Origin of the sequence: Streptomyces sp. NPDC058464 (assembly GCF_042721035.1) — a bacterium.
Classification (GTDB): domain Bacteria; phylum Actinomycetota; class Actinomycetes; order Streptomycetales; family Streptomycetaceae; genus Streptomyces.
In genome coordinates this window covers 206399-216076 of record NZ_JBHXMA010000015.1, presented here as the reverse complement: position 1 = coordinate 216076, position 9678 = coordinate 206399, and the positions used below count along the sequence as shown (strand labels likewise).

General features: G+C 72.3%; 6 protein-coding genes. 4 read left to right on the top strand and 2 right to left on the bottom strand.

All coding sequences use genetic code 11. The features are described 5' to 3' along the window. Nucleotides 1-66: 66 nt before the first annotated feature. The 4 genes from ACFWPQ_RS21480 (at nt 67) to ACFWPQ_RS21465 (ending at nt 7680) form a co-directional block, all read left to right on the top strand. Nucleotides 67-1881 carry a fatty acyl-AMP ligase gene (locus ACFWPQ_RS21480; RefSeq protein ID WP_384036860.1) on the top strand — a complete coding sequence of 605 codons (1815 nt, stop codon included), beginning with the start codon at nt 67-69 and terminating at the stop codon, nt 1879-1881. Further along, on the top strand, nt 1878-5351 hold the full coding sequence (locus ACFWPQ_RS21475; protein WP_384036857.1) for an alpha/beta fold hydrolase: 3474 nt from the start codon (nt 1878-1880) through the stop codon (nt 5349-5351). The genes ACFWPQ_RS21480 and ACFWPQ_RS21475 overlap by 4 nt, the downstream gene beginning before the upstream one ends. Then, on the top strand, nt 5348-6577 hold the full coding sequence (locus tag ACFWPQ_RS21470) for a cytochrome P450 (protein WP_384036855.1): 1230 nt from the start codon (nt 5348-5350) through the stop codon (nt 6575-6577). The genes ACFWPQ_RS21475 and ACFWPQ_RS21470 overlap by 4 nt, the downstream gene beginning before the upstream one ends. 266 nt (nt 6578-6843) lie before the next feature. After that, entirely contained in the window at nt 6844-7680 is an 837-nt protein-coding gene (locus ACFWPQ_RS21465; RefSeq protein WP_384036852.1) for a LuxR C-terminal-related transcriptional regulator, read from the top strand. A gap of 20 nt (nt 7681-7700) precedes the next feature. Here ACFWPQ_RS21465 and ACFWPQ_RS21460 read toward each other — a convergent pair whose 3' ends face one another. Continuing rightward, nucleotides 7701-8576, bottom strand: a complete 876-nt coding sequence (locus tag ACFWPQ_RS21460; protein ID WP_384036849.1) for an amidohydrolase family protein — start codon at nt 8574-8576, stop codon at nt 7701-7703. After that, a complete protein-coding gene (locus tag ACFWPQ_RS21455; protein WP_384036846.1) occupies nt 8573-9529 on the bottom strand; it encodes a hypothetical protein in 957 nt (318 codons plus the stop codon). Before ACFWPQ_RS21455 ends, ACFWPQ_RS21460 begins: the two co-directional genes overlap by 4 nt. Between the last annotated feature and the right edge of the window lie 149 nt (nt 9530-9678).

The following is a 9678-nucleotide window of genomic DNA, read 5'->3' as shown; positions in this document are numbered from 1 at the left end:
TGGGTGTTCTACGTGGTTTTGTTTTTTAATAATTATTTTTTGTGCGCCGTATTCTCAGCACTTTGGGTGACGACAGGGGGTGTCGGCCTCCCCCTCCGGGCCTCGGAACTCGCCGAAGCGGTCGACGACGTCGCCCGCTCCCTGTCCTTATGGGGACTGGCCCCCGGAGACCGGGCGGTGCTGGTCTATCCGCCCTCGCTCGACTTCGTGAAGGCCTTCATGGGCTGCCTCGCGGCCGGCGTGCTGCCCGTGCCCGTCTACCCCCCGAACCCCTTCCGGCTCAGCCGGGATCTGGCCGGCTTCACCGCGATCGCCGAGAGCTCCGGTGCCAAGGCCGCCCTCACCAACGGCCTCTTCGACCGCACCCGCCGGACCGCCTCGGTCGGCCGCCTGCTCGGCCGCTCCGAGCAGGCCTGGCCCGGCATCCCCTGGTACCGCACCGACCGCCGCCCCGCCCGCCGGAACCGCGCCGCCTGCGACCCCGACGCCTGGTACCGGCCCGCCGACCCGGGCGAGACCGCCTTCCTCCAGTACACCTCCGGCTCCACCGGCACCCCCAAGGGCGTGATGGTCACCCACGGCAACCTCGTCCACGAGATCGCCGCCAACGTCACCGACCTGCGTCTCGACGACGACACCAGGGGCGTGTTCTGGCTCCCCCAGTACCACGACATGGGCCTGATCAACGTCATCCTCAGCACCGCCGTCGGCAACTCGGCGACCCACATCCTGTCGCCGCTCACCTTCCTCCAGCGGCCCTGGATCTGGCTCGACGTCATGTCCCGGGTCCGCGCCACGATCACCTCGGCGCCGAACTTCGCCTACGAACTGGCGGTCCGGAAGACCACCCCCGAGATGCGCGCCGGCTGGGACCTCTCCGCCCTGGAGATGGCCGTCACCGCAGCCGAGCCGATCCGCACCCGCACCGTCCGCGCCTTCCTCGACGCCTTCGCCGTCACCGGGATCCGTCCCGACGTCTTCTACGGCGCCTACGGCCTGGCCGAGAACACGGCGAGCGTCACCAACCGCGGCCAGGGCGTGCTGCGGCTCGACAAACAGGCCCTCGCCCGGGGCGACGTGGTTCCAGTCGAGAGCGGTATGGTCCCGGTCGAGGGCGACGTGGTCCCCGTCGAGGAGAGTCCGTACGACCCCGGGCGGTCCGTCGAGTACTACGGCTGCGGCTTCTCCAGCAAGCCGGGGGACCGGATCCGGATCGTCGACCCCGAGACCGGCGCCCCCTGCCCGCCCGCGCGGGTCGGCGAGATCTGGGTGCGGTCCTCGACCACCGCCGCCGGTTACTGGAACCGGCCCGAGGCGACCCGCGAGACCTTCCACGCCACCGTCACCGGCGACGACGACCCGACCGGGTACCTGCGCACCGGCGACCTCGGCTTCCTGTGCGAAGGCCAGCTGTTCATGACCGGCCGGATCAAGGACCTCATCATCATCCGGGGCCGCAACGTCTACCCCTCCGACATAGAGGACAGCGTCCGGGAGTGCCATCCGGACGTGCGTCCCGGCGGCGTCGTGGCCTTCGCCCTCGCCCCGGACGAGACCTTCCCCGGGGACGTCCCCGGCGACGGCGTCACCGAACGCCTCGTCGTGTTCGCCGAGACCGGCCGCAAGCGGATCGACGCCGACCTCGCCGCCGAGATCTGCGCCACCGTCCGCAAGTTCGTGTACGCCGACCACCAACTCGACTGCCACACCGTCGTGCTGGGCCGCCCCGGCCTGGTCCGCAAGACCACCAGCGGCAAGGTACGCCGCCGGGTGTGCAAGGCGGCCCTGCTGAGCGGCGAGATCGACCGCGAGACCGGCACCCTCCTGGTGTCGGTACAGGAGGCCGGCACCGCCGGCCGGCCCACCGAGGAACCCTCATGAACCCCGAGCGCGGCCTGGTCCTCGCGACCGGCCCCCACGACCCGCGCCTGTACGACGTCGACGACGACTTCCGGCGCGTCCTGATCGACCTGTCCGCGCTCACCGTGGCCTCCGCCGGCCGCCGCGACCGCTTCTTCCACGCCACGTCGACCGCGGCCCGCGGCACCCTCACCGTGCTCGACGCCCCCCGCCTGCCCGCCCACGGCTTCCTCCGTCCCGGCCGCCGCTTCCCGGTACTCGCCCGCTACAGCAACTCCGTCGGCACCGACGACGTGAAGCCGACCGTCCGGGGCCTCACCCTCCGCCTCCTGGAGGACGGCACCGGCCACACCGGACTCCTCGACCTCACCTTCAACACCGGCCCCACCTTCTTCGCCTCCACCGCCGAGATCTTCCGCCGCACCTTCGGCACCCCCGAGGAACGCGCCGCCGTCATCGGCGAGCGGCCCGCGGTCCGCTCGGTCATCTGGAACAACATCCGCACGGCTCAGTGCTATGTCACATACGACTTCTACTCCCAGGTGCCGCAGGGCTTCGTCGCCGCGGACGGCCGTCAGTGGCTCATCCGCTTCCGGGTGCACCCGGTCCAGGAGCCCCTGGCGCGGGGCGACTTCGACCACGGCGACCTGTGGTGGCCGCCGGACGCCCCGAACGAGATCCCCCGCCCGGCCGGCGACACCCGCGAACCCGCCCTCCTTCGTGACGAGCTGCAGACGCGCCTGCGCACCACCGGCGTCCGCAACGTCGTCCAGGCCCAGCTCCACCCCCTGGACGGCGACCCCGGCACCACGGAGACCGCCCTCGACCCGGCCCGCGCCTGGCCCGAGGACCGCTGCCCCTGGTTCGACCTCGCCGACCTGCGCCTGGACACCCCCGCCGACGCCGAGGACGTCGACCGGACCGCCTTCGACCCCGCCCTGGCCCCGCCCGACCTGGGCATCGCCCTCGCCCGCTCCCCGCACACCACCGCCTCCCTGAACCACCTGCGCGCGCTGGTCTACCGGGCCGCCTCCCACGCCCGCCGCGGCGAACCACAACCACCTGAGCTGGCAGCGCTGTTGAGGCCTGTCCGGCCGAACCCCACGGGCCCCCGCCGGGTCGTGGTGGTGGGCGCCGGACCGAGCGGCCTGACCGTCGCCCGCGAACTGGAGCGGGCCGGACACCGGGTCACCGTCCTGGAGGCCGCCGACGCGGTGGCCGGAAAGTGCGAGAGCGTGGCGATCGACGGCCACGCCTACGACCTCGGCGGCCACATCTGCACCAACCGGTACGAGCGGGTCGCCGAACTCGTCACAGAACTGGGCGTGGCCACCGAACCGACCACGCCCTACCGGATCCTCGACGTCCCCAGCGCCACGACCACCCCGCAGGACACCTCCTTCTTCCGCAGGGACACCTTCCGCCGCTACCAGGCGCTGCGCGCCCGCGAGTTCCCGCACATCGGCGAACCCGGCCTCGCGCACTCCGCGAAGGCCCTCGCCGCCCCCGTGCGGGAGTGGCTCGCCGAACACGGTCTGGAAGCCATGGCCGCGTCCTTCGGCACCGGCTGCACGGCGGCCGGCTACGGCTACCTCGACGACGACCTGCCCGCCCTCTACTTCGTCAAGTACGCCGAGATGACCGGGCTGCTCGGCAACAAGCCCGAACTCCTCGGCCACCCGGGCGCGTTCACCGTCAAGGGCGGCTTCGCCACCCTGTGGCGGCGGGCCGCCGAGGAACTGCGGGACCTGCGGCTCGGGGCGCGCGTCGAGTCCGTCCAACGGCATCCGGGCGGTGTACGGGTGTGCACGGCAACGGAGTCGATCGAGGCGGACGACCTGGTGCTCACCGTCTCCCTGGACCGGGCCCTGCCGTTCCTGGACGCCACCGACGAGGAGCGCGCGCTCGCCGCCCGGATCCGGGACCGCGCGTACCACACCACCGTCGCCACCGCCTCCGGCCTGCCCGACGCAGCCTTCCACTTCCTGAAACAGCACAACGACAGCCGTGCCGCCACCGGCCACTGCGTCGCCTACCACCACCGCCACGAGGACAGCGACATCCGCACCTTCTACTCCTACGGCCGCCCCGACGACGTAGCCGCACTGCTGCGCGAGGACGTCGCGGCCCTGGGCGGCCGCCTGGAGGAGGTGCACCTGCGGCGTGCGTGGGCGTTCATGCCGTACTTCGGTACCGACGACCTGCGGGACGGCGCCCTGGACCGCCTGGAGGCGCTGCAGGGCCGTCACCACACCTACTACGCGGGCGGCCTGCCCTCCTTCGAACTGGTCGAGTGCGTGGTCGCCCAGGCCCAGGAGCTGGCCCGCCGGCACTTCGCGGCCCCGGCCCGCACCCGCACCGCCCCCGACAGCGCCGCGACCGCCGCCGAGTCCGCCGCCGGGCCGTCCGTGACCGCCGTACGCGACTGGCTGGTCACCCACATCGCAGCCGAACTTCGAGTGAGCGCAGCCGAGTTGGACGCCAGTCGGCCGCTGGAGGAGTACGCCCTGGCATCGCTGTCCGTGGCGGCCCTGCAGGCCCGGCTCTCCGACTGGCTGGGCTACCGCATCCCGCACACCCTCTTCCTGGAGGTTCCCACCATCGACGCCGCGGCCCGGTTCCTCGCGGAACCCGAACCCCACACAGCGGACGACATCCCGCCCGCCACCCACCTCGTCCCCCTCAACACCCCCCGGCCCTTCTTCTGCGTCGGCGGACTCGGCGGCTCCTCGCTCTACCTGACCTCGCTGGCCCGCGCGCTCGGCGACGGCCGTGCCTGCCACGCCTTCGAGATCCCGGGCCTGGACGGCAAGGAGGAGCCCCTGGACGACATGGAGGAACTCGCGGCCCTCTTCGCCGACGAGATCCAGCGCGTCCAGCCGCACGGCCCGTACCTCCTCGGCGGGCACTCCTTCGGCGGGATGGTCGCCTACGAAGCGGCCCGGCTGCTGCGCGAACGCGGCGAGCCGGTCCACCGGGTCGTCCTCTACGACACCTACGTCCCGCTGCCCGGCCGGGGCGCCCCCGCCGACGACGACCTGCGGGCCGTCGAGGAACTCCTCGCCCTGCGGCACATGGTCTGCCTCGCCCTGGACACCTGCGGATGCGGCGTCGACCGGTCCCGGCCGCTCGGCGACCAGGGCGCGCGGATCGCCCGCGCACTCGGCGCCCGCGACCCGGAGACGTACGAGTCGCACCTCGTCAACCTGGTCGCCACCTACCAGGCCGGCCTGCGCGCCTTCGCCCTGTACGAGCCCGGGCCCTCGGACCTCTCGGTGGTCCTGGTGAAACCGGAGGCCGGATTCGCCCCGCTGGCCCGGGAGGACCACCGCGTCCCGATGCACTTCGAGGCGCCGAACGGCTGGGACACCGTCGAACTCGGCGACCTGAGCGTCATCACGGTCACCGGCAACCACTTCACCCTCTTCATGCGCCCGCACCTGGCGGCCGTCGCCGAGGCCACCCGGATCGGTCTGGGGCGGGCCGGATGAGCACGGGACAGCGGACGGCCACCGTCCTCCACTACGACCCGAGCGACCCCGCCGTCCAGGCCGACCCGTATCCGCTCTACCGCGCCCTGCGCGAGACCGATCCCCTGCACTGGAACCCACCGGGCTTCTGGTTCCTCACCCGCCACCGGGACGTGCACGCACTGCTGCGCGATCCCCGGCTCGGCGCGGACGACGGGACCGGCGGTGGGGCGGAGGAGAGCGGGAGAACGGGCGGGGCGCAGACCGAGCGGATGGCCGGCGGCGACACCCCCTCCATGATCCTCATGGACCCGCCCGGCCACACCAGGCTGCGCGCGCTGGTCAACAAGGTCTTCACCCCGCGTTCCATCGCCCACCTCCACGGTCGGATCGAGCGGATCACCGACCGGCTCCTCGACCGGTGGGCGCCGGGGGAGGAGGGCGACTTCGTCGCGGACTTCGCCTATCCGCTGCCCCTGGAGGTCATCTGCGAGATGCTCGGCGTGCCCGAGGACGACCGCGACGACGTCCGGGACTGGTCGGAGGACATGGCCCACCTCGTCGACCCCGTCGTCACCCCGCAGACGGTGGCGAGGGGACTGCGCGGGCGGCGGCGGATCGTGGAGTACTTCAGCGGCCTGGCCGCCGAGCGCCGGCGCGCCCCGGGCGACGACATCCTCAGCGGGCTGATCCGCGCCGAGGCCGAGGGCGACCGACTGACCTCCGACGAACTGCTCTCCACCGCCGCCCTCCTGGTGGTCGCCGGACACGAGACCACCGCCAACATGATCGCCAACGGCATGCTCGCGCTGCTGCGCCACCCCGGCCAGCTGGAGTTGCTGCGGTCCTCCTCCGGGACCGCCCTGGTGCCGTCGGCGGTCGAGGAGATGCTGCGCTACGACGGCCCCGCCCAGGCCGTGGGCAGGCGTGCGCTGACCGAACTGGAAGTACACGGGGTACGGGTGCCGCGCGGCAGCCGCCTGGTGCTGAGCCTGGGCGCGGCGAACCGGGACCCGGAGAGGTTCCCGGACCCGGACCGGTTCGACGTCACGCGCCGGGACAACCGGCATCTGGCGCTGAGCGGCGGCGCGCACTTCTGCGTCGGCGCACCGCTCGCCCGTATGGAAGCGACCATCGCCTTCACCGCCCTGCTGCGCCGCCACCGACGCCCCGAACTCGCCGCAGAGCCCCGCTGGCGTCGGCGCACGGGCCTGCGTGGCATGCGTGAACTGCGCGTCCGGGTCTGAGCCGTGACCGGGAGAAGGGCCGCCGACGGCAGACTGACGCCGGCCCAGAACGCCCACCACGCGGACCGGGGGCGGAAATCGTGCCCTTCCGACCGAACCGATCTCGTGTTCCGGCCGTGTCGACAGCGGGACCCGCATCGGGCGGTGCCCCGGTGATCACGATGTCCGTGACCCACGCATCGAGGTACGTCCCGTTCGAGCGGGCAGAGACCGGCAGCGCCGCCGGGAGCGCTGTCCGGCGCACCATGCGTTCGTGAGGAGTCGACATGGCACAACCTCTGCCCCGGACCGAGTGGCCGTTCAGCCCGGTCAACGTCACGAGGCCGGCCACCGTCCGGGACGTCCGGACCACCGCCCCCGCCGCTCGGCGGGCGGCGCCGTCCCCCGGCGTACCGGCCGACGGCATCGTCCCGGGCGCCGAAGCCGCAGTCGTGGTCGGTATAGCCGACCACGAGGTCCTGGTACGCGGCGGCATCCGGGCGGCGCTCGAACGGGCCCACGGAATCAACGTCGTCGCGGACACGGGTGACGCGGGCGCCGTGATCGAGATGACACTGCGCCACCAGCTCGGCGTGCTGCTCATCGACAGCGGCATGGCGGGCACGCACGGGGCCCGGGTCACGCGCGCCGTGCGCCGGCTCTCCCCTTCGACGGCCGTGGTGGTGCTCGCGTCCTCGCCCGGCGGCAGCCACCTCGACCGCATCCTGCGGGCCGGAGTCGCAGGCTGCCTGCTCAAGAGCGGCAACCCGCAGGACCTGGTCGCAGCGGTACGGGTGGCGGCGACGGGCGGAGCGGTCCTGTACCCGGAGGCCGCCAAGCGCGTCCTCGACAGCGTCGCCCGAATCGACACCGAGCGGGTCGAGCGGGCGCGTGAACTCATCCGTGGCCTCACCCACCGGGAGTGCGAGGTCCTGGCGCTGGTGGCCCAGGGGATGGCGAACAGTGAGATCGGACGCGCGCTGCACCTGAGCGAAGGGGGCGTGAAGGCTCACATCAGCCGTCTGCTGACCAAGCTCGACTGCGGGAACCGGGTGCGTGCCGCTCTCATCGCCCAGGACGCCGGACTCACCCAGGGCCTCGCGGCCGACCCGGTCTGCCCATGAGCCATGCGGCTCCATCCCCGTCAAGCCCGGTCTTCCGGCGCGGGCGGCGCACTCCCGAGCGGACCGGCCGGCCAGTCCAGCCATTCCAGGACCGCGTCTCCCATGACCCATCGGAGGTCGGCCGTGCTCAGGAACGGCAGGGCGTCGGTGAACAGCTCGATGTTCTCGCGGTAGGGGCACGGCAGGCGGGTCCAGTCGCTGCCCCAGAACACCCGGCGCGGGCCGAACGCGTCGAACACCCGCTCCAAGGGCGCGTGGAGGTCGCGGAACGGGAACGGCAGCCGGGAATGGCAGGGCACCGCCGTCGCCTTGACCGCGACCCGCGGATGCCGCGCGAGCGCGATCAGGTCCGTCAGGTGTGCGAACGCCTCGGGGGCTTTGGCGTCCACCGGCACGGCCAGATGGTCGACGACCAGGCGCAGGTCCGGGAAGCGCCGGGCGACCTCGCCCAGCGCGGTGCTCATGCCGGGCGCGTAGACCATGACCGGCAGCGCGGCGGCGTTCGCGGCGGTCCAGAACCAGTCCAGGTCGCCGGCCCGGAACCGGGTCCGCCACGGGTCGCGGTGCAGCGTGAGGCGGATGCCCAGACTGCCCGGGCGGTCCCGCCAGCGGGCCAGCGCCGCCGCGTTCGCGGGGCCGGTCAGTGGGATCCGGCCCATCACCGCCAGCCGGTCGGGATGCCGCTCCGCGGCCGCCCAGGCCAGATCGTTGCGGTCGCCTTCCCAGGACGGCGGCACGAGAACCGCACGGTGGATCCCGGCGGCGTCCAGCACCGCGAGGGTCTCGCGTACCGTGACCGGAGTGGCGCGGTGGGCGGCCGCCGCACCACCGGCCGGCCACGGCCGGGTTGGTGTGTCGGCGCCCCAGATGTGGACCTGCGCGTCGACCAGCCTCATACCGGTGCGGGCACGCAGCGCTGCGGTGACAGGTCGCTGATGTACTTCGCCTCGATCCCCGACTTGGCCAGGTACTCCAGGCACAGCGCGACGCGCTGGACGCGCTGGCGGATGGTGTTCTCGTTGACCGGGTCGTGCGGGTGGGACTGGGCGCTCGCCCCGATCTTCAGCATCATCGGCGAGCAGATCTGCACCAGTTCGGGCACCTCGTAGAAGCGGATGAAGCCGCCCTTGCTGCCGTAGACGTCCGTCGGCAGATCGATGGTCAGCCGCGGGGAGCCCTGCCGGATCTCCTGGAGCACCCCGAGCCCGAGGTCATGGGTCGTGGTGACGCTGTCCGCGCCGTTCTCCGCGTATATCCGCGAGGTCATGGGGTTCGACACGATGCAGTGCGAGGACGCCTTGAGCATGAGGTCGGCGGGCAGTTCACCGGCGGCGCGCATGTCCGACAGCAGCCTGATGACCCCGAGGTCGTACGCGATCAGGCCTCGGCAGCCCAGCTCGGTCAGCCGGTACGCCTCCTCGACGCTCTGCGCGATCGCGTCGTTGTTGTTGATCCGCCGGCCCTGGGAGGCACCGAATCCGCCGCGGTAGAAGGCCGCCTTGCGGTCGTACTCCGGGCGCGGGCCGAGCGCGAACAGCATCCCGACGCCGTTCTCCCGGCACAGGTCGAGCATGTCCGTGACCTCGGAGTCGGACAGCAGCATCGCGCCGAGCGTCTCGTTGAACCGGGTGACCGGCAACTCCTCGGCCTGCAGCATGCGGAGCGTCGCGTCGAGCACCTTGAAACTGTTGACGACAGGGATCTCGACGCCGTAGTGCCCGCCGTCCGCGAACTCCACTCCGGACGCCTTGAGTTCGATCTCGTCGCTGTAAGGCAGGCCGTTGTCGACGAGGTACCGGCGGGCCCGTGACGCACCGCGGGTGAGGGTGGATCCGAAGTCGTTCGACATGTTCTCCCCTTCTGAATCCTGGAGTAACTCGAGCTGCTGTCACGTTCGTGGGCAGCTGACGCGATTCGAGGCTAGCGGCGGCGTCGGGCCCGGCCAGGGATCCCCCGAATCTGTGGCCGAATTTCCGGTCCGCGCGCGCTTTCGGGTAT

Excerpts from the sequence above, each read along its gene's own strand:
- ACFWPQ_RS21475 (WP_384036857.1), top strand. The coding sequence starts at position 1,878 with ATGAACCCCGAGCGCGGCCTGGTCCTCGCGACCGGCCCCCACGACCCG.
- ACFWPQ_RS21470 (WP_384036855.1), top strand. The coding sequence starts at position 5,348 with ATGAGCACGGGACAGCGGACGGCCACCGTCCTCCACTACGACCCGAGC.
- ACFWPQ_RS21465 (WP_384036852.1), top strand. The coding sequence starts at position 6,844 with ATGGCACAACCTCTGCCCCGGACCGAGTGGCCGTTCAGCCCGGTCAAC.
- ACFWPQ_RS21460 (WP_384036849.1), bottom strand. The coding sequence starts at position 8,576 with ATGAGGCTGGTCGACGCGCAGGTCCACATCTGGGGCGCCGACACACCA.
- ACFWPQ_RS21455 (WP_384036846.1), bottom strand. The coding sequence starts at position 9,529 with ATGTCGAACGACTTCGGATCCACCCTCACCCGCGGTGCGTCACGGGCC.